Here is an 18,280-nt window from a genome sequence, read left to right on the forward strand (position 1 = left end):
AAAACACCGGAGACGCGCCATGTACCCCCCCATCCTTCCCCGCCGCCAGGTATTGCGGGCGGCCACCGCCGTAGCGGCTGCCAGCCTGCTACCGTCTGCCCGCGCCCAGGCCGCCTGGCCCAGCAAACCGCTGCGCCTGGTGGTGCCCTTCGCCCCCGGCGGCAGCTCCGAGATCGTGGCCCGCGCCGTGGCGGGCGAGATGGCCAAAACCATCGGCCAGAACGTGTTTGTGGACAACAAGCCCGGTGCGGCAGGCAACATTGCCATGCAAGAGGTGGCCAACAGCACCGACGACCACACCCTGGTGCTCGGCCACATCGGCACACTGGCTGTCAACCCCTACATCTTTGCCAAGCTGCCCTACGACGCGGCCCGCGACTTTGCGCCCATCACCCTGGTCAGCAAAGTGCCCAGCCTGTACGTGGTGCACCCCGACCTGCCGGTGAAAAACCTCACCGAATTCATCGCCTACGCCAAGACCAAACCCGGCCAGCTGAACTACGGCTCGGCGGGCAACGGCAGCGCCGGGCACCTGGCGTTTGAGTATTTGAAGATGGTCAGCAACACCTTCATGCTGCACGTGCCCTACCGCGGCACCGGCCCCATGCTGACCGACCTGATGGCCGGGCGCCTGCAGGCCGCGTCGGTGGGCGCGCCCGCGCTGCTGGCCTTCATCAAGGCAGGCAAGCTGCGCTGCATCGCCACCGGCACGGCCCAGCGCCTGCCGCAGTTGCCCGACGTGCCCACCGTGGCCGAGCAGGGCTTCAAGGGCTTCGAGATGACCCAGTGGTACGGCCTGATGGTGCCCAGCAAATGGCCCAAGGCGAACCAGGCCAAGCTGGAGACCGAGGCCATCAAGGCCACCCGCAGCGCACTGGTGGTGGAAAAGCTGTCCCACGAAACCGCCCTGGCCGTGGGCAGCAGCAGCGCCGAGTTCGATGCCTTCATCAAGGCCGAGCAGGCCCGCTGGAAGCCGGTGATTGCCCGGGCGCAGATCAAGCCGGAGGGGACGGGTTGATGGGGCTTTAAGCCAAATCGGCCCTTTGCGCTTATGGAATGGGCGAGAGCAGCTATATATTGAATAGCAATTGAGAGGGCGGGCCACCGCTACCGCAGGGCCTGCTCTGGGCACTGGCTCCAGCGGTTCAGGCGCCCCCATCAGTCTCCGTCTTCGTCAAAGAAGCTGATGGTGAACTGCAGGGCCGGGCCCAGGTCTTTTTCGGTGAAGTGCTGCAGGGCCTTCAAGGCCGTGACCAGCTGGTGCAGCGGCACGCTGGCGGCGGTGGGGTCGCGGCTGGCCAGCAGGCGGTCCATGGCCTGGTCCACGTGGGCCACGGCCTGCTGCAGCAGCAGGGCCTGGGGCGCATGGTTTTGGGCCAGCAAATAGGCTTGCAGGCTGGGTGCGTCGGTGCCGGACGCGGGGCCGAGGGCCAGGCTGCGCAAGGCCTGCCAGTGGATGGCCCAGGCCTGTGCTGCATGGCCGCTGGCCTGGCGGTTGAAGGTGGCAAAGCGCCCGGCGTTGAGTTTTTGCAGGGTGCGGTCGATGTCTTCGCGCCACAGCTTTTGCAGGGCACCGTTCCACAGGTTCAGAAACTCGTACATCGCGTACTCGGCCTCCGGGTCGTCCCACCCCGCTTGCACGGCGGCGGCATAGGCGGTTTGCAGGGCCCGGGCTTCGGCCAGGATGTCGCTGGCCAGCTGTTCTGCGTAGCGGCAGGCGGGCGTGTGCGCGCGCAGCTTGCCGGGCCACAGCAGCCACTCCAGCGCGGGCAGGCCTTTGGCCGGGGCGCTGATGGATTCCAGTGTGGTTGCGTCAGCCGGTGCCGTGCGCTCCGCCTCGGCAATGGCTTCGGGCCGGGTGGGCATGAAGTCCAGACTGCGCGGCGAGCGGCGCGCCAGCAGCGCCCCGCCCCGCACGGCGGAGAAACGCTCCCAGGCCGACACGGTGCGCAGCCATTGCTGCCGGGCTTCGGCCCCTGCCGGTGCCTCCGCGGCTGCGTCGGCGGCGCACAGCTGTTGCAGGCTGCCGACCAGGGTTTGGCTTTGCATGGCAAAGTCGTCGGCCCCCGGCACATACCACTGGGTGTAGATGCCGCGCACAAAGCGGGTGTAGGCCTCAAACGGCTGGTCGGCAGGAGCCGCCCAGGCCGGGGCGGTGCAGCCCAGGGTGATCCACAGCAACAGGGTGCGCAGCATGGGGCTCCTACTCAGAACGTGCTGTCAGAACTTGTGGCGCAAGGCCACTTCGTAGCCGGTGCCATTGCGGGCGCTGGCTTCGGAGCCGTTTTTGGCGAAGGTTTTCATGCGCTCCTGCGCCAGGGATAAGGCCACCAGGGTGCGTTTGCTGAAGTCGTACTGGTAGCCCAGGCCCAGGCGCACGCTGTCCTTGTCGCTGGAATGGTCGCCGGTGGTCTTGATCTGGTCGCCATCGATCCAGCGCAGCGAAGCCAGCAGCCGGTGTTGGCCCAGCGGCACGATGGTGCCCAGGGTCAGCACCCGCTCGGCCCCGGTGTCGGCCAGGTTCAGCTTGGACGAGCGTGCGTACAGGCCGAGCAGCTTGAAGCGCGCGAAGTCGTACGAGCCCGCCAGGGTGACGGTGGTGCGGGCATCGTCACCGGCTTTGTCGGGCGAGCCTTCGATAAAGCTCTCGCGCTGGTACGAGCTGCTGAGCGACAGCGGACCCTGGTCGTACAGCGCCACCAGGCCGTAGGCCCGGGTGTGCACGCCTTCGCCGGGGGCGGCACCCACACCCAGCTTGACACCGCTCCAGCGCGGGGTGGCGTAGTAGATGGCGTTGTTCCATTTCTGGAACACCCGGGCGGTGCGGCTGCCGTTGGCGGCCAGGCTGTCGCCGTCAAAGGCTTCAAAGCGGCTGGCATTGGCCTCGTCGGCCGGGCTGGACTGTTTGCCCAGGGTGATGCTGCCCAGCTTCTGGCTTTGCAGGCCGACGTAGGCGTACTGCTTGAACAGCTGGCCGGTGGCGTTCTTGTCGGTTTGCACCGCGCCGGTGTCGGCATCGAAGCGCGACTCCAGGCGGAACACGGCGGCCAGGCCGTCGCCCAGGTCTTCCTTGCCGATGAAGCCAAAGCGTCCGGCCGAGCTGTTGCCCACGCTCCATTGGCGGTCGTCGTTTTTCGACAGGTCGGTGGGCGCGTTGCGCAGGCCCACATCGACCCGGCCATAGAGCGTGACACCGGTCTTTTCGCTGGATGTTTGGCTCTGGGCTGTGGTGCCCAGCAAGGCCAGGCCAATGGCGGCCAGGGCGCGTACCGGCAAGTGGTTGGGATGTTGCATGCTTGTCTCCTCGTTGTTGTTAAAAGTGCAGGGTCAGGGAAATCAGAACTTCAGGGCCCGGGCCAGGCTGGTGGCCTTGGCATCGCGGGTGCCCAGCGGGGCCAGGCCAAAACGGTCTTCGATCAGCTTCAGGATGGAGACGGTTTCGTACTGGGTGTGGTCGATGTGGCCGCCTTCGCTGAATGGCGACACCACGATGGCGGGAATGCGCGAGCCGGGGCCCCAGCGGTCGCCCTTGGGCGGTGCAACGTGGTCCCAGAAGCCGCCGTTTTCGTCGGTGGTGACGATGACCACGGTGTTCTTCCACTGCGGCCCGGCCATGATGGCGTTGACGATCTCGGTGGCTTCGGCATCGCCCGCGGCTACGCTGCCACGGCCCGGGTGCATGTTCATGCCGCCCGTGGGTTTGTAGAACGCCACCGGGGGCAGGGTGCCGCCGCGCACATCGGCCATGAAGTCTTCGCGGTCCTTCAGGTGGGCCTTGCGCTCGGCGGCGCTGTCGATGAAGCGCTTGAAGGCGATGAGCGGCTGGTGGTGGTACGAAAAGCTGGCCACGCCCTTGCCCGCCTGGGTAGCGGCCACGGCACGGTTGAAGTCCTGGCCGTAGTAGGCCCAGGGAATGCCCTTGTCGCTCAGGCGGTCGCCAATGGTGGGGGCGGTTTGCGGTGGCAGCAGCGCCTGTTTTTTGGTGGGATCAAAAAGCCAGGTGCTTTGCATGGTGTTGACCGCATAGCCGTCTTGCGTCACATAGGCTTCGGGCTCATCCGGCTCGATGGATCGGCCTTGGGCGTCCAGTGCCACGATGTGGTGGGGCGCGTTGGCGTACACCGGGGTGCAGGCGCAGACCAGCCAGAAGTGGTTCAGAAACGAACCGCCAAAGGCCGACTGGAAGAAGTTGTCCGCCAGGGTGAAGCGCTGCGCCAGCTTCCACAGGCCCAGCGAGCTGCCGTCGTAGGTGCCCATCAGCAGGCCGCCGCTGTTGCCGTCGGCCACGAAGCGGTCGTTGCGCCCGCCATTGATCTGGCGCTGGTTGGCCCAGAAGGCGTGGATGGGGCTGAACATCGTGTCATTCAGGCCGACTTTGGGGTCGAGACGGAACGGGCCGTTCGGGATGGGGGCGCTCAGGCGTGCATCGGGCTTGCCGGATTTGTCGGCAACGGGCGGCGGCAGGACGGCGTAGGGCCGGTTGTTGGCATCCACCTGCACGACGCCCTGGCCCAGCGCCCGCGCATTGGCCACGCCGTTGGCACCGGGGTACAGGCCGAACAGGTGGTCGAAGCTGCGGTTCTCCAGGTAGACCACCACGATCTGGCCGATTTTGGCCAGTTGGGGGTCGGGTGCAGACGCTTGTTGGGCGGGCTGGTAGGTGCTGCAAGCGGACAGCAGCAAGGCGGTCGCCAGGGCGACGGGTCGTAAAGGCAGGCGCATCAAAGTCTCCTGTGGTGTAAGGATAAAAACGTAACGCACACGTGTGCAACGCAGTGCAAAAAAAGGGGTGTAGTGGCCCCGTTGGGCTGGCTTACAGGCTGGTGTGCCCGTAGCAGGTCTTCAGCTTGGTGTAGTCGTAGTAGTGGCTACCCGTCGCAAAACGTGCGCTGTCGCACGCGGCCTTGAAGTCGGTTTCTTTCTCGTTGTAGAGCATCTTGACCAGCACCGTGCCGCTGCTGTTCTTCACCACGTCCCACTGCATATTGGCCGCCATGGGGGCCACATAGTCACCGCGCCAGGGGTTGTTGGCGTAGCTGTACAGGCTGGCCAGGGGCTGCTGTTGCAGCACATTCTTCAGGCCCATCTTGGAGGCGAAGGGGATGACGATTTCGGCATGTGCAAAGCGCAGCTTGGCCACGTGGCCGAGGTTGCCTTTGGCAATGGCATCGACTTCGGTGAAGAAGTCGTCTTCCAGGATTTGCGCCATCTTCCAGGTCACGCTACCTTTTTCCAGGATGCCGGGGCCCATCTTGTAGAAGTCGGCCGCATCCTGGGTAAAGGCAAAGTACTGTGCCTGCGCCAGTGGCATGTAGCCGGAGAAATCGACCTTGGCCTCGCTCTTCATGGCCGGGGCAATCACGTACAGCTCGTACAGCAGGGAGGCGGCTTCGCCCAGGTTGCTGATGCCGGTTTTGCCGTCGCCCGCCAGGGTGCTGGTGAACTTGCCGTCGTCGCTGCTGTAGGTGAAGGTGCCGGTGTTGGCAAAGCTGTAGGTGCCCGCTTCGATCTTGTCTACAAAGGCTTTGGTGAACAACCGCTCCAGCACCACGCGCCCGGCGGTTTTGGCTGCGGGGTCGGCCAGGATGGCGGCTTGTTTGGCGGCCAGGTCGCTATCTTTCAGCCAGTTTTGGAAGGCCTGGCTGTCCTGGTAGGTGGGGTACAGCGGGTCGGCGGGGTTGGTGACCAGGTCGGTGGCGGCCACCAGCTTATGGAAGTACAGCAGGAAGTGGTTGGTTCCGGCCGGTTGGGCCACGGGGGCTGCCGCCGGGTAGGGCGCGGGTGCGGCCGGGTAGTTCACCAGGCTGGTCAGGTTGGTTTGGGCGGCCAGCAGCGACTTGACGAAGAAGGCCCCGCTGTCTACTGCGCGGTCTACGCCCGAGGTGACCACCACGATCTGGCGGGGGCTGCTGGCGGCGGCGGCACCGGCCTGGGTGAACAGGGCCGCGTTGCGGCTCAGCATGCGTTGGGCGAGTTGTGTGTGTTCGGTGATGCCGACCTGGGTTTCATTGCCATAGCCGGGCTTGCTGATGCCCGCCACGTTGTAGCCGAGCAAAAAGTTGGCCTTCATGATCTTCAGCACATCGGGGCCCAGCTGGGCACCAAGGGCGGTCAGGGCACCGTCGTCCGAGGCTTTTTTCCACATGTTGTAGACGGCCAGGTCGTACTTCAGGCTGGACAAGCCGCGCGAGCCGTGGCGCGCCATGAGCTGGGTGTAGACCGTGCTGTAGCCGCTGGGGGGCGCTTCGTAGGTGGCGGCATTTTGCTGCGGGCTGTACGGTGTCTTGGTTTGGTAATAGAGGTTGGCGCTGGCGCTGGGTGCGTCATCGCCACCTCCGCAACCGGCCAGGCTAAGGGCGACGCTGCCCAGGACGTAGGCGAGCGGGCGGCGGAATACGGTGGTGTGGACCATGGGGTTTTGTTTCCTGGAAGGGTGGGTAAACAGGGCGGTGGGACGTTACAGCGCGGTGACGGGCTCAATCAGCGCCCGCAGCGGCGCATACAGGTGGGGACCGGCGGCGATGATGGGGTTGCCGTCGTGCAGGCCGTTGTGGGCCAGGAAGTCGTTGACCTGGCCCCCGGCCTCCACCACCAGCACGATGGCGGCCAGGCAGTCCCACGAATTGATGTGCGGTTCGTAGTAGCCGATGAGCCGGCCCGCGGCCACGTAGGACAGCATCAGCGCGCCGGAGCCGTTGCGGATGAACATGCCGCCACCCGACAGCACCCGGTCCAGAAAGGGCACAAAGGCACTCACCGGCACCCGGTGTGAAAAGCCCACGCCCAGCACCCCTTCGGTGATGCTGCGGGCGCTGTGGGCCTGCATGGGCAACTGGTTCACAAACGCGCCCTGGCCTGCGCAGGCGTGGAACATCTCGTCGCTGTTCGGATCGAACACCACGCCGATCACCGGCTTGCCCGCATGCATGACCGCGATGGACAGGCACCAGGCATGCATGCCGTTGACGAAGCAGGCCGTGCCGTCGATCGGGTCGATCACCCACAGGTAGTCGGCATCGGCGTGGTCGAGCCCGCCTTCTTCGCCCAGAAAGCCATCGTCGGCAAAGCGCGCCAGCACCTGGGCGCGGATGTAGAGCTCGGTGTCTTTGTCCGCCGCGCTGACCATGTCCTGCAAGCCCTTGGACTCGATCACCAATTGGTCGCGCTTGCGGAACCATTCCAGCGCCTGCAGCCCGGCCTGGCGGGCGATGCTTTGGGCCAGCGCGTAGCGCGCGTCGATCGCCGCGGTGCTCATGCGCGGCCTCCCACAATGCACACGCCGTGGTTGGCAAAGCCGATGCCGACCGAGGAGCCAACCGCCAGCGGCTGCTGCATATCGGTTTGGCGCACAAACAATTCACCCAGCGGCGACTCCACCGCGTACTGCATTTCGGTACCTAAAAAGGCGGCGTGGCGCACCTGGCCCACCAGGATGTGCTGGCTGGTGGCAGGGGCCAGATGCACCGCGTCGGGCCGCACCGCAATGCGAATCTCGCCACGGTAGGCGCGGGGGTTCGCCAGCTGCACCGCCAGGCCACCGACCAGGCAGTCGGCCTGGCCTGCGGACACGTGGCCGAGGATTTCGCCGGTGACGCGGTTGGCGTCGCAGATGAAGTCGGCCACGAACTCGTCGGCGGGCGTGTCGAACAGTTCGCGTGGCGTGCCCTGCTGGGCGATGCGCTGGTTGTTCATGACGATGATCTGGTCGGAGACGGCCAGGGCTTCTTCCTGGTCGTGCGTCACGTATACGGCGGTGAGTTGCAGGCGCTGCTGGATCTCGCGGATTTCTTCGCGCACGCGGCGGCGCAGCTTGGTGTCCAGGTTCGACAGCGGCTCGTCCAGCAGCAGCACCTGGGGCTTGAGCACCAGGGCCCGGGCCACGGCCACGCGCTGCTGCTGGCCGCCGGAGAGTTCGCTGGGCAGGCGCGGGCCGTAGTCGTTCAGGCCGACCAGGCGCAGGCCTTCCAGGGCCTGCTCGCGGGCATCGGCCTTGCGGGCACCGCCCACCTCGAGGCCGTAGGCCACGTTCTCCAGCACCGTCATGTGCGGGAACAGCGCATACGACTGGAACACCATGCTGACGTTGCGCTCGATGGCCGACTGCTGGGTCACGTCCTGGCCACCGATGAAGATGCGGCCCTGGCTCACATGCTCCAGCCCGGCAATCAGCCGCAGCGTGGACGTCTTGCCGCAGCCGCTGGGGCCGAGCAGGGTGACCAGCGTGCCCTGCGGAATGCTGAACGACACATCGTTGACGGCAACGACCTTGCCGTATTGTTTGGTGACGCGCTCGAAGACCAGCGCGCCCTGCGTGGGGGCAGTACTCATGATTCAACCTTTAAGGAATAGGACGTACGCAGCGCCCCTGTATCGCCCTTTGGGCTTACAGGGGGAACTTGCGTAAGTACTGGGGAAAAGACGGGGGCGGGAGTGGTCCCTTCGACGCGTTCGACCCGGCGCAACTGCCGTTTGCCGACCAGACTCTGTGCGGCCAGCACGATGACCAGCATGATGGCGATCAAGGCGCTGGAGTAGGCGATGGCGATGCCGTAGGAGCCGTTTTCCACCAGGCCGACGATGTAGGCCGTGGCCATGTTGTACTTGGCGCTGACCAAGAACACCACCGCGCTGATGGAGGTGATGGAGCGCACAAAGCTGTACACCAGGGCCGCGCTCAAGGCCGGGCGCATCAACGGCAAGATCACCCGCCGGGCAGTGGTGAAGCTGTTGGCACCCAGCATGGTGGAGGCCTCGTCCAGGCTGCGGTCGAGCTGGCTCATGGCCGCCATACCGCCGCGCAGGCCGACCGGCATGTTGCGGAACACAAAGCACAGCACCAGGATGGCGGCCGTGCCGGTCAGCTCGATCGGCGGCATGTTGAAGGCCAGGATGTAGCTGATGCCGATGACCGTACCGGGGATGGCAAAGCTCAGCATGGTGGCGAACTCGAACGCCGCCTTGCCCGCAAAGCGCTGGCGCACCAGCAGCCAGGCGGCTGTGAGACCCAGGGCGGCGGTCAGCGGGGCCGAGACACCGGCAATCATCAGGCTGGTAAACAGCGAATCCCAGGCGGTGCCCACCCAGCGCAGGCCGTGCTCGCCGGATTCGATGCCGAAGGCGCTGGCGTAGTGGCGCAGCGTGAAGCTGTTGTCGCGGCCCCACTGGTTGACAAAGCCACCACCCAGAATCATGCCGTACAGCACCAGGGTGAAGCCGGTCCACAGCGTGGCAACCACCGCCAGCACGGCGGACAGGCGGCGGTCCAGCCCGGCGTGCTGGCCGTTGTCGGCCTTGCCCGTCACCGTGGTGTACGACTTGTTGCCCAGCCAGTGGCGCTGGGCCAGGAAAGCGCTGACCGCGAACACCAGCAGGATCAGACCCAGCCCGGCGGCCCGACCACCATCGTTCTGCGCGCCGACGATAGCGAAGTAGATTTCGGTGGATAGCACGCCAAAATTGCCGCCCAGCACCATGGGGTTGCCGAAGTCGGCCATGCTCTCGATGAAGGCCACCAGGAAGGCATTCGCCAGGCCGGGACGCATCAAAGGCAGTGAGACGCGCCAGAAGGTGGTCCAGCGCGTGCCGCCCAGGGTTTGCGAGGCTTCTTCCACCGAAGGGCTCACGCCTTCGACCACGCCGATCAGCACCATGAAGGCAATCGGTGTGAACGACAGCAACTGCGCCAGCCAGACACCATAGAACCCGTACAGGCCCCGCCCGGCGGGCACGTCAAAGGCTTGCGACACCCAGGCCGACACCACGCCGCTGCGGCCAAACAGCAGGATCAGCGCCAGGCCGATCACGAAGGGCGGGGTGATGATGGGCAGCACCGTCAGTGCCCGCAGCAGGCGCTTGAAGCGAAAGCCGGTGCGTGTCACCACCAGCGCAAAGGTCAGGCCCAGCAGGGTCGAACCGGCGGCGGTGCAGACCGCCAGGAACAAGGTGTTCCAGGCCACGCCGCAACGCCGGGTACCGCTGACGCAGCCCAGGGACCAGATGCGGCTGTCGGCCACCCGTGCCCAGGCGGCTTGCAGGCTGAAGCCCGTGCCCTGCTCGAACGCGCTGGCCAGCACCCGCAGTACCGGGAACATCACAAACAGCCCCACCAAGGCGACCAGCATGCCGATCACGCCGCAGACGAAAACATCGCCCCGGCAGGCACCCATCCAGGCGGCTCCGGTGGTCAGCACAAACACCGCACTGGCGCTGAACAGCAGCGCGCCCCAGCCCAGGCCGGGCAGACCGGTGCCCGCAGGGCCCCAGCCCAGCCAGGCCAGCCAGCCCAGGGCCGCCAGGGCCAGCGCGCACAGGACGGCACCCTGGGTGCGGCGTGGCAGTGGTGCCATGCTGACCAGGCCGATGGCGACCGGCCAGAGCAGCAGCGGCAGCAGGCCGAAGCGCTGCAGGCCCAGTACCTGCCATAGCGCGGCGGCGGTGGTGTCGTTGCCGGGCCAGCCGGCATGCAGCCATTCGCCGCCCCAGAATCCCGCTTCCTGGGCGTGCCAGGGCAGCAGCACGCTGGCGGTCAGGGCCAGCATCAGCCAGCCTCGTAAAGACTTATTCACAGACCATATCTCTCGGTTGGGTGGTGGGGAGACTTAGCGGGGCAGCGAGAAGATCTCGTCGTCCCAGCGTTTGAGCAGGCGCTTGCGCACCTCGTCACTGCCGTACTTGGCAAAGTCGTAGCTGATGGTTTTCACGCTCTCCAGGCGCGGCGCCTTGGCCGGGATGGTGGCGGTCTTGTTCGACGGCACCTGGAAGGCGCTGGCCTTGGCGGCCAGGGACTGCACATCGGCGCGCAGCGCGAATTCGTAGAAGCGCTTGGCCACCGCCATGTTCTTCGCGCCCTTGACCAGGCTCATGGAGCCAATCTCGTAACCCGTGCCTTCACAGGGCGAGATCACCTCCACCGGAAAACCGGCCACGGTTTCCTTCAGCAGATCGTGCTGGAAGGTGATGCCCACCGCGGTTTCTCCGCGCGCCAGCGCCTTGGCCGGGGCCGAGCCGCTCTTGGTGTACTGGCTGACGTTGTCGTTCATCTTCTTCATGAAGGCGAAGGCCTCGTTCTCGCCCTGCAACTGCACCAGGGTGGCAATGGTGGCGTAGGCCGTGCCCGAGGAATTGGGGTTGGCGATCTGCACCTCGCCCTTCAGGGCCGGGTTCAACAGGTCCTTCCAGCACTGGGGCGGCGCAATCTTCTTTTGCTTCAGCACTTCGGGGTTGTAGCCAATGCCCAGCAGACCGGCGTAGATGCCGACGGTGCGGTAGCCGGAAATTTCGGCCTGCTTCTGCGCCCAGGGGTGCAGCTTGTCGAGCTGGGGCGATTTGTACACCTCGGTAAAGCCATCGGCGGCCGCCTGCAGGTGCGGGTCGCCGGTACCGGCCCACCAGATGTCGGTCTTGGGGTTGCTGGCTTCAGCGCGGATCTGGGCAAAGATTTCACCGGCGCTTTTGCGCACCATGGAAACCTCCACCTGGGTCTCTTTTTCAAACGCGTTGCGCATCAGTTCGCACCAGTCGTTGTCGGCGGCGCAGAGCACGTTGAGGCGGTCGGCCGCCTGGCTGGCCAGGGGCAGGATCAGCAGGGAAGATAAGACGAGTTGTCGGGCCAGTAGGCGTTGCATGGTTTGTCTCCAGAAGTAGTGGCGCATTTTTGGCAGCGCTTTGCACACGTGTGCAATGTACGGCGAATAGTGAAGGGCGCGATCTAGGGTCTTCCCTGAGACGGTGTGGGAGAGTTCTCAGGGGCGCAAGGTGGAGCGCTCGACCAGCGCCACGGGGAGCTGCAGCACGCGGCTGGGCATGTCGGGTTCCTGCATGCGCTCTGCCAGGCAGGTGACGGCCGCTTCGGCCAATGCGTTCACGTCCTGGCGCAGGGTGGACAGCGCGTAGGCGGACAAGCCCGCCATGGGAATGTCGTCGAAACCGACCACCTGGAAGTCCCCGGGCACGTGCAGGCCAAAATGCCGGCGCGCACCGTCCACCAGGCCGCAGGCCAGCACGTCGTTGACGCAAAACACACCGTCTGGCCGGGTCTGCGCATCGGCCAGCAGGGCCGGTGCGGCGTCGAATCCACCGGCATAGGTGGCCGCTGCGGCTTCCACGCGGCGCAACACCACCCCACCGTGCTGGACCGCGGCGGCCAGTGTCTGCACGAATCCTTCGCCGCGCACGCTGGCGCTGTAGGTCGTCGTGGCCGAGCTGAGGAACACCAGCTTGCGGGCGCCCTTTGCCAGCAGGGCCCGCGCCGCCATGGCACCGCCTTCAAAATGGTCGCTGTTGACTACGTCCACACCCACCAAATCGGGCGCACGGTTGATCATGGCCACCGGAACCCGCAGGCGCAAATACTCTTTGGCCAGCTGGATGGGCGGCGTGCCCGAGGTCAGGATCACCCCCGCGATCCGGTACTGCAACAGATGCCGCAAGGACTTGGCCAGCTGGGCCGGCTCGCTGGCATCCATCAGCAGGGGCGCCAGCGAACGCAGCGCCAGATGGTGGGTGATGGGCCCGAGCAGGCTTTGCAGGAACGGGTCGTCAAAGCCCTTGACCACCACCCCCACCAGATTGCTTTGGCGCTGGATCATGCTGCGCGCCAGCATGTTCACCTGGTAACCCAGCGCCTCTGCCGCCCGCTGCACTTTCTCGCGGGTTTCCGGCGACACGCTGGCACCTTCGGTAAAGGTGCGCGAGACCGCCGAACGGGAAACGCCCGCTTTGCGGGCGACATCGGCAGCGGTAATCCAACCGGAGGGGGACTCTGTGGTCATGGAGGATGGGCGCGCTTAAAGCGTCAGTTCGTAGTCCACCGTGATCGGGGCGTGGTCGCTGAACTTCACGTCCTTGTAGATATGCTCGCTGCGCGCCAGCGCCGCCAGGGCGGGCGTGGCCAGGTGGTAGTCCAGCCGCCAGCCCACGTTATTGGCATAGGCCTGGCCGCGGTTGCTCCACCAGGTGTAGGCGGTGTCGGTGGCAGTGGGTTGCAGCAGGCGGTACACATCGACCAAGCCCAAACCTGCGGCTTCGGCGGCCTCGGGGTGGGCCAGCGCGTACGTCATCCAGGCGCGTTCTTCCGGTAGGAAGCCGCTGTTCTTCTGGTTGCTGCGCCAGTTCTTCAGGTCGATCTGCTGGTGGGCGATGTTGACGTCGCCGCACAGGATGAACTCGCGGGTTTTCCGCAGGCTGGCCAGGTAGGGGCCCATTTCCGCCAGAAAGCGGAACTTGGCGAGTTGCCGGTCTTCGCCCGACGAGCCGCTGGGAAAGTAGCAGCTGATGATGGACAGCTTGCGCGTCGGGGTGTCAAAGCGCAGCTCGACGTAGCGGCCCTCGGCATCGAATTCGTGGGAGCCGTAGCCGGTGACCACCTCGCTGGGCGTGTGCCGGGTGTACACGCCGACACCCGAGTAGCCCTTTTTTTCCGCAAAGTGGAAATAGCCCTGCAGACCGGCCAACTGCTCGAACTTGCCCTGCACATCGGCGGCCTGGGCCTTGACTTCCTGGACACAAATACAATCCGGGGCGGTCGCGGCGATCCAGGCTTCCACCCCTTTGCTGGTGGCTGAGCGGATGCCGTTGAGATTCAGGCTGGTTAATTTGAACAAGGATTTTCCCCATGGTGGACATTAAAGCGCCCGCTAGCTTAGCGCAGGATTTCGTACAGTTTGCGGTGGAGTCTGGGGTGCTGCGCTTTGGCGAGTTCAAAACCAAGGCCGGGCGCATGAGCCCCTATTTCTTCAATGCCGGGCTGTTTGACGACGGCGCCCGCATGCAGCGCCTGGCCGAGTTCTACGCCCAGGCCCTGCTCCACAGCGGCATTGAGTTTGACATGATTTTCGGCCCCGCCTACAAGGGCATTCCGCTGGCCGCCACGGTGGCGGTGGAGCTGGCGCGGCGGGGGCGCAACCTGCCGTTTGCCTACAACCGCAAGGAGGCCAAGGACCACGGCGAGGGCGGCTCCTTGGTGGGTGCGCCGCTCAAAGGCCGGGTGTTGATTGTGGATGACGTGATGTCGGCCGGCACCGCCGCCCGCGAGTCGATTGCGCTGATCCAGGCCGCCGGGGCCACACCGCACGCGGTGGTGATTGCGCTTGACCGCCAGGAAATGGCCACCGAGGGCGGCCAGGATGTGCCGCACAGCGCGGTGCAATATGTACGCAACCAACTGGGCATGCAAGTTTGTGCTATCGCCAGGCTCGCAGATTTACTACAATACTTGCAACAAAATGATACGAGCGAGCTGCGTGCTCACTATCCACGGGTGCTAGCCTATCGGCAGCGTTACGGAGTCGACGAAGGAACTATGTGAGACGTTGGGCCGGAGTTTGGGGTATCGGTGTGCTGTGCAGTTGCTTGCTCGGCGCTGCGTCTGCGCAGGGCATATTTACCTGCACCGACAGCCGAGGCAAGAAGATCACCTCCGACCGTCCCATCCCTGAATGCCTGGACCGCGAACAAAAAGAGCTCAACGCCAGCGGTACCGTCAAACGCAGCCTGGGCCCCACCCTCACCGCCCAGGAAATCAGCGCCCGCGAAGCGCATGACAAAAGAGACGCCGAAGACCGCTCCCGGGTATTTGAAGAACGCCGCCGCAACCGCGCCTTGCTGACCCGCTACCAAAACCAGGCCGCCCACGATGCCGAGCGCGCCAGCGCCCTGACCCAGGTGGATGCCGTGATCCAGACCGCCAACAAGCGCATGGCCGAACTGGCCGAGCAACGCAAAGCGCTGGACAGCGAGCTGGAGTTCTACAAAAGCGATCCCAGCAAGGCCCCGATATTCCTCAAGCGCCGCGTCACCGAATTCCAGGAGAACCTGGTCGCCCAGCAGCGCTTCATCGCCAACCAGCAGCTGGAAAAAAAGCGCGTCAACGACCGGTTCGACGAAGAGCTGGCCCGGCTCAAGCCGCTGTGGGCCGGGGCTCTGAATTAGTTTTGCTATTTATTTAGAAGCTGCTCTCGCTTAATCCATAAGCGCTAGCAGCCTAAAAAGCATATAAAACCCGGCCTACCCCGCCAGTTTGGCCTTCAAGAGCGCGTTGACCTGGCCGGGATTGGCCTTGCCCGCGCTGGCTTTCATGATCTGGCCGACCAGGGCGTTCAGCGCCTTGTCGTTACCCGCCTTGAATTCGGCCACGTTCTTGGCGTTGGCGGCAATCACCGTGTCCACGATAGCCTCCAGCGCGCCGGTGTCGTTCATCTGCTTCAAGCCCTTGGCCTCGATCACCGCGTCCACCTGGGCATCCACATCGGTCCACAGCACATCAAACACCTGCTTGGCGGCGTTGTTGGAGATGGTGCCGTCGGCAATGCGGTCCAGCAGCTTGGCCAGCTTGTCTGCGCCTACCGGCACCTGGGCGATGTCCAGGTCTTGTGCGTTCAGGCGCCGGGCCACCTCGCCCATGACCCAGTTGGCCACCAGCTTGGGCTGCGCGGGCTGGCCTGCGGCAATCGCGGCCTCAAAGTAGCGGGCAATGCCTTTGCTCTGCGTCAGCGCGGTGGCGTCGTATTCGCTCAAGGCGTAGTCGGCACCAAAGCGCGCCGCCATCACGCGGGGCAGCTCGGCCATCTCGGCGCGCACGCGCTCCACCCATTCCGGGGCCACCACCAGCGGCGGCAGATCCGGGTCGGGGAAGTAGCGGTAGTCGGCGGCGTCTTCCTTGGTGCGCATGGCGCGGGTTTCGCCGGTGTCGGGGTTGAACAGCACGGTGGCCTGCTGGATCGCATGGCCATCTTCGAGCTGCTCGATCTGCCAGCGCACCTCGTAGTCGATGGCCTGCTGCATGAACTTGAAGCTGTTCAGGTTCTTGATTTCGCGGCGCGTGCCCAGTTCGGCACCGGGTTTGCGCACCGACACGTTGGCGTCGCAGCGGAAACTGCCTTCCTGCATGTTGCCGTCGCAGATGCCGATCCAGGTGACGATCTTGTGCAATTCCTTGGCGTAGGCCACAGCCTCGGCGCTGGAGCGCATGTCGGGCTCGGTCACGATTTCCAGCAGCGGCGTACCGGCGCGGTTCAGGTCGATGCCGGTCTGGCCAATGAAATCCTCGTGCAGCGACTTGCCCGCGTCTTCTTCCAGGTGCGCGCGCACCAGGCGCACGGTTTTCTTCTCGTCGCCCAGGAAGAACTCCACCGAGCCGCCTTGCACCACGGGAATCTCAAACTGGCTGATCTGGTAGCCCTTGGGCAGGTCGGGATAGAAGTAGTTCTTGCGGGCAAACACGCTGCGTGGTGCGATGGTGGAGCCCAGCGCCAGCCCGAGCTGGATGGCGCGCTCGACCGCGCCCTTGTTCATCACCGGCAGCGTGCCGGGCAAGGCCAGGTCCACGGCGCAGGCCTGGGTGTTGGGCTCGGCCCCGAAGGCGGTGGAGGCGCGGCTGAAAATCTTGCTGGCGGTGGATAGCTGGGTGTGGGTCTCGAAGCCGATGACGACTTCATAGCCCTGGACCAGCAGGGAAGGGGGTGCTTTGCTCATATTCAGAAACCGGCGGGTTGTTGGCGGTGGAAATCGGTGGCCTGCTGGAACCGGTGGGCCATGTTCAGCAGCCGGGCTTCTTGCAGGTAGTTGCCTATCAGCTGCAGGCCCACGGGCATGCCGGCTTCGCCCACACCGGCGGGAATGCTCATGCCGGGCAAACCGGCCAGGGACGAGGGCAGGGTGAAGATGTCGGCCAGGTAGGCGGCCACCGGGTCGGCGGATTTGTTGCCCAGTTTCCAGGCCACGGTGGGCGCGACCGGTCCGGCAATCACGTCGCACTGTTTAAAGGCCTGCTGGAAGTCGTCGGCGATCATGCGGCGGATCTTTTGCGCCTGCAGGTAGTAGGCGTCGTAGTAGCCGTGGCTGAGTACGTAGGTGCCGATCATGATGCGGCGCTTGACCTCGTCGCCAAAACCTTCGGCGCGGGTTTTCTTGTACATGTCGATCAGGTCGGTGTACTTGTCGGCGCGGTGGCCAAACTTCACGCCGTCGAAGCGGCTCAGGTTGCTGGAGGCCTCGGCCGGGGCGATCACGTAGTACACGGGAATGGCCATCTCGGTGCGCGGCAGGGCGATGGGCACCAGCTTGGCACCCAGCTTCACATACTGCTGCAAGGCGGCATCGACCGCGGCGCGCACGTCGGGCGCCAGGCCGTCGCCAAAGAATTCGGCAGGGACGCCGATGCGCAGGCCTTCGATCGAATCGTTCAATTTCAGGCTGTAGTCTTCAGCCGGGAGGTCCAGCGAGGTGGAGTCGCGGTCCAGGTCCGGGCCGCACATCGCCGACAGCAGCAGGGCGCAGTCTTCGGCACTGCGGGCCATGGGGCCGGCCTGGTCCAGGCTGGAGGCAAACGCCACCATGCCATAGCGCGAGGCGCGGCCATAGGTGGGCTTGATGCCCGTGATGCCGCAAAACGAGGCCGGTTGGCGGATCGAGCCGCCAGTGTCGGTGCCGGTAGCGGCGGGCACCAGGCGCGCGGCCACGGCGGCGGCACTACCGCCCGACGAGCCCCCCGGAGTGCGGCTGGTGTCCCAGGGGTTCAGCACCGGTTTGAAGGCCGAGTTCTCGTTGGCCGAGCCCATGGCGAACTCGTCGCAGTTCAGCTTGCCCAGTGTGACCACGCCTTGTTGCCCGAGCTGCTTCACTACTGTGCTATCAAAAGAAGAGCGATAGCCCTCCAGCATTTTGGAGCCCGCGGTGGTGGGGAAGTCTTGGGTGACAAAGATGTCCTTGTGCGCCATGGGCACGCCTTCCAGCGGACCGGCCGTGCCGTTGTCCAGGCGGGCATCGGCAGCGACGGCCTGGCGCAGGCTGACGGCTTGGTCCATCGCCAGGTAGGCACCCAGCGGTGCATGGGCTTCGGCGCGGGCCAGAAAGTGCCGGGTGGTCTCGACGGCGGAGACCTTGCGGGCGCGCAGCAGCGCTGCCAGTTCGACCACGCTCAGGTCGTGTAGCTGTGTAGGGAGGCTCATGGCGATGCGGGCGCTTTATTCAATGACTTTGGGGACGAGGAACAGGCCGCGCTCGACGGCGGGCGCGGTTTGCTGGTTGGCTTCGCGCCGGTTGGGTTCACTGACCACGTCGTCGCGCAGGCGCAGCACGATGTCGTTGATTGCCGCCACCGGGTGGGCCAGCGGCTCGATGCCGGTGGTGTCCACGGCGCGCATGGTTTCGACGATGCCGAAAAAGCCGTTGAGCTGGTTCAGCAGGCGTTCGCGTTCATCGGGTTGGAGTTCCAGGCGCGCCAGGTTGGCGATGCGGTCGAGTTCAGGGAGGGTCAGGGCCATGTCTTAAACAGGGTTGCAAA

16 protein-coding genes are annotated in these 18,280 nt (G+C 65.2%); 3 read left to right on the forward strand and 13 right to left on the reverse strand.

What is annotated here, in order from left to right:
• Nucleotides 1-19 precede the first annotated feature (19 nt).
• Complete coding sequence (locus AB3G31_RS00915) at nt 20-1,018, forward strand: Bug family tripartite tricarboxylate transporter substrate binding protein (RefSeq protein WP_367848372.1); 999 nt, start codon at nt 20-22, stop codon at nt 1,016-1,018.
• 140 nt (nt 1,019-1,158) lie between these two features.
• Here the strand turns inward: AB3G31_RS00915 and AB3G31_RS00920 are convergent, their stop codons facing one another.
• From AB3G31_RS00920 to AB3G31_RS00965, 10 genes are all read right to left on the reverse strand, one after another.
• Entirely contained in the window at nt 1,159-2,196 is a 1,038-nt protein-coding gene (locus AB3G31_RS00920; RefSeq protein WP_367848373.1) for an imelysin family protein, read from the reverse strand.
• Nucleotides 2,197-2,220: 24 nt separating this feature from the next.
• On the reverse strand, nt 2,221-3,294 hold the full coding sequence (locus AB3G31_RS00925; RefSeq protein ID WP_367848374.1) for a porin: 1,074 nt from the start codon (nt 3,292-3,294) through the stop codon (nt 2,221-2,223).
• Between the two features lie 42 nt (nt 3,295-3,336).
• Nucleotides 3,337-4,722: an acid phosphatase gene (acpA, locus tag AB3G31_RS00930; RefSeq protein ID WP_367848375.1), complete on the reverse strand. Its 1,386-nt coding sequence runs from the start codon at nt 4,720-4,722 to the stop codon at nt 3,337-3,339.
• A gap of 91 nt (nt 4,723-4,813) precedes the next feature.
• Nucleotides 4,814-6,412: a histidine-type phosphatase gene (locus AB3G31_RS00935; protein ID WP_367848376.1), complete on the reverse strand. Its 1,599-nt coding sequence runs from the start codon at nt 6,410-6,412 to the stop codon at nt 4,814-4,816.
• Nucleotides 6,413-6,457: 45 nt separating this feature from the next.
• Complete coding sequence (locus tag AB3G31_RS00940; protein WP_367848377.1) at nt 6,458-7,255, reverse strand: inositol monophosphatase; 798 nt, start codon at nt 7,253-7,255, stop codon at nt 6,458-6,460.
• On the reverse strand, nt 7,252-8,328 hold the full coding sequence (locus tag AB3G31_RS00945) for an ABC transporter ATP-binding protein (RefSeq protein ID WP_367848378.1): 1,077 nt from the start codon (nt 8,326-8,328) through the stop codon (nt 7,252-7,254). Before AB3G31_RS00945 ends, AB3G31_RS00940 begins: the two co-directional genes overlap by 4 nt.
• Entirely contained in the window at nt 8,325-10,538 is a 2,214-nt protein-coding gene (locus AB3G31_RS00950; protein ID WP_367848379.1) for an ABC transporter permease, read from the reverse strand. The genes AB3G31_RS00945 and AB3G31_RS00950 overlap by 4 nt, the downstream gene beginning before the upstream one ends.
• 60 nt (nt 10,539-10,598) lie before the next feature.
• Nucleotides 10,599-11,624, reverse strand: a complete 1,026-nt coding sequence (locus AB3G31_RS00955) for an ABC transporter substrate-binding protein (RefSeq protein ID WP_367848380.1) — start codon at nt 11,622-11,624, stop codon at nt 10,599-10,601.
• A 117-nt stretch (nt 11,625-11,741) separates the two neighbouring features.
• A complete protein-coding gene (locus AB3G31_RS00960) occupies nt 11,742-12,770 on the reverse strand; it encodes a LacI family DNA-binding transcriptional regulator (protein ID WP_367848381.1) in 1,029 nt (342 codons plus the stop codon).
• A 15-nt stretch (nt 12,771-12,785) separates the two neighbouring features.
• Nucleotides 12,786-13,601, reverse strand: a complete 816-nt coding sequence (locus AB3G31_RS00965) for an exodeoxyribonuclease III (protein WP_367848382.1) — start codon at nt 13,599-13,601, stop codon at nt 12,786-12,788.
• Between the two features lie 11 nt (nt 13,602-13,612).
• Between AB3G31_RS00965 and pyrE the strand changes: the two genes are divergently transcribed.
• Nucleotides 13,613-14,305, forward strand: coding sequence for an orotate phosphoribosyltransferase (pyrE, locus tag AB3G31_RS00970; RefSeq protein WP_367848383.1), 693 nt, complete (start codon nt 13,613-13,615; stop codon nt 14,303-14,305).
• The gene (locus AB3G31_RS00975) at nt 14,302-14,928 is read left to right on the forward strand and encodes a DUF4124 domain-containing protein (RefSeq protein ID WP_367848384.1); all 627 of its coding nucleotides are present in this window, start codon (nt 14,302-14,304) and stop codon (nt 14,926-14,928) included. The genes pyrE and AB3G31_RS00975 overlap by 4 nt, the downstream gene beginning before the upstream one ends.
• A 75-nt stretch (nt 14,929-15,003) precedes the next feature.
• Here AB3G31_RS00975 and gatB read toward each other — a convergent pair whose 3' ends face one another.
• From gatB to gatC, 3 genes are read right to left on the reverse strand one after another with little or no spacing between them, the layout of a single operon-like run.
• The gene (gene gatB, locus AB3G31_RS00980; RefSeq protein ID WP_367848385.1) at nt 15,004-16,470 is read right to left on the reverse strand and encodes an Asp-tRNA(Asn)/Glu-tRNA(Gln) amidotransferase subunit GatB; all 1,467 of its coding nucleotides are present in this window, start codon (nt 16,468-16,470) and stop codon (nt 15,004-15,006) included.
• A 2-nt stretch (nt 16,471-16,472) separates the two neighbouring features.
• The gene (gene gatA / locus AB3G31_RS00985; protein ID WP_367848386.1) at nt 16,473-17,945 is read right to left on the reverse strand and encodes an Asp-tRNA(Asn)/Glu-tRNA(Gln) amidotransferase subunit GatA; all 1,473 of its coding nucleotides are present in this window, start codon (nt 17,943-17,945) and stop codon (nt 16,473-16,475) included.
• Nucleotides 17,946-17,960: 15 nt separating this feature from the next.
• Nucleotides 17,961-18,260, reverse strand: a complete 300-nt coding sequence (gene gatC / locus AB3G31_RS00990; RefSeq protein ID WP_367848387.1) for an Asp-tRNA(Asn)/Glu-tRNA(Gln) amidotransferase subunit GatC — start codon at nt 18,258-18,260, stop codon at nt 17,961-17,963.
• Nucleotides 18,261-18,280 lie beyond the last annotated feature (20 nt).

It is taken from the genome of Rhodoferax sp. WC2427 (assembly GCF_040822085.1).
In the GTDB taxonomy this organism is placed as follows: domain Bacteria; phylum Pseudomonadota; class Gammaproteobacteria; order Burkholderiales; family Burkholderiaceae_C; genus Rhodoferax_B.

Coding starts and splice junctions, on each gene's coding strand:
- AB3G31_RS00915 (WP_367848372.1), top strand. CDS start 20: ATGTACCCCCCCATCCTTCCCCGCCGCCAGGTATTGCGGGCGGCCACC.
- AB3G31_RS00920 (WP_367848373.1), bottom strand. CDS start 2,196: ATGCTGCGCACCCTGTTGCTGTGGATCACCCTGGGCTGCACCGCCCCG.
- AB3G31_RS00925 (WP_367848374.1), bottom strand. CDS start 3,294: ATGCAACATCCCAACCACTTGCCGGTACGCGCCCTGGCCGCCATTGGC.
- acpA (WP_367848375.1), bottom strand. CDS start 4,722: ATGCGCCTGCCTTTACGACCCGTCGCCCTGGCGACCGCCTTGCTGCTG.
- AB3G31_RS00935 (WP_367848376.1), bottom strand. CDS start 6,412: ATGGTCCACACCACCGTATTCCGCCGCCCGCTCGCCTACGTCCTGGGC.
- AB3G31_RS00940 (WP_367848377.1), bottom strand. CDS start 7,255: ATGAGCACCGCGGCGATCGACGCGCGCTACGCGCTGGCCCAAAGCATC.
- AB3G31_RS00945 (WP_367848378.1), bottom strand. CDS start 8,328: ATGAGTACTGCCCCCACGCAGGGCGCGCTGGTCTTCGAGCGCGTCACC.
- AB3G31_RS00950 (WP_367848379.1), bottom strand. CDS start 10,538: ATGCTGGCCCTGACCGCCAGCGTGCTGCTGCCCTGGCACGCCCAGGAA.
- AB3G31_RS00955 (WP_367848380.1), bottom strand. CDS start 11,624: ATGCAACGCCTACTGGCCCGACAACTCGTCTTATCTTCCCTGCTGATC.
- AB3G31_RS00960 (WP_367848381.1), bottom strand. CDS start 12,770: ATGACCACAGAGTCCCCCTCCGGTTGGATTACCGCTGCCGATGTCGCC.
- pyrE (WP_367848383.1), top strand. CDS start 13,613: ATGGTGGACATTAAAGCGCCCGCTAGCTTAGCGCAGGATTTCGTACAG.
- gatB (WP_367848385.1), bottom strand. CDS start 16,470: ATGAGCAAAGCACCCCCTTCCCTGCTGGTCCAGGGCTATGAAGTCGTC.
- gatA (WP_367848386.1), bottom strand. CDS start 17,945: ATGAGCCTCCCTACACAGCTACACGACCTGAGCGTGGTCGAACTGGCA.
- gatC (WP_367848387.1), bottom strand. CDS start 18,260: ATGGCCCTGACCCTCCCTGAACTCGACCGCATCGCCAACCTGGCGCGC.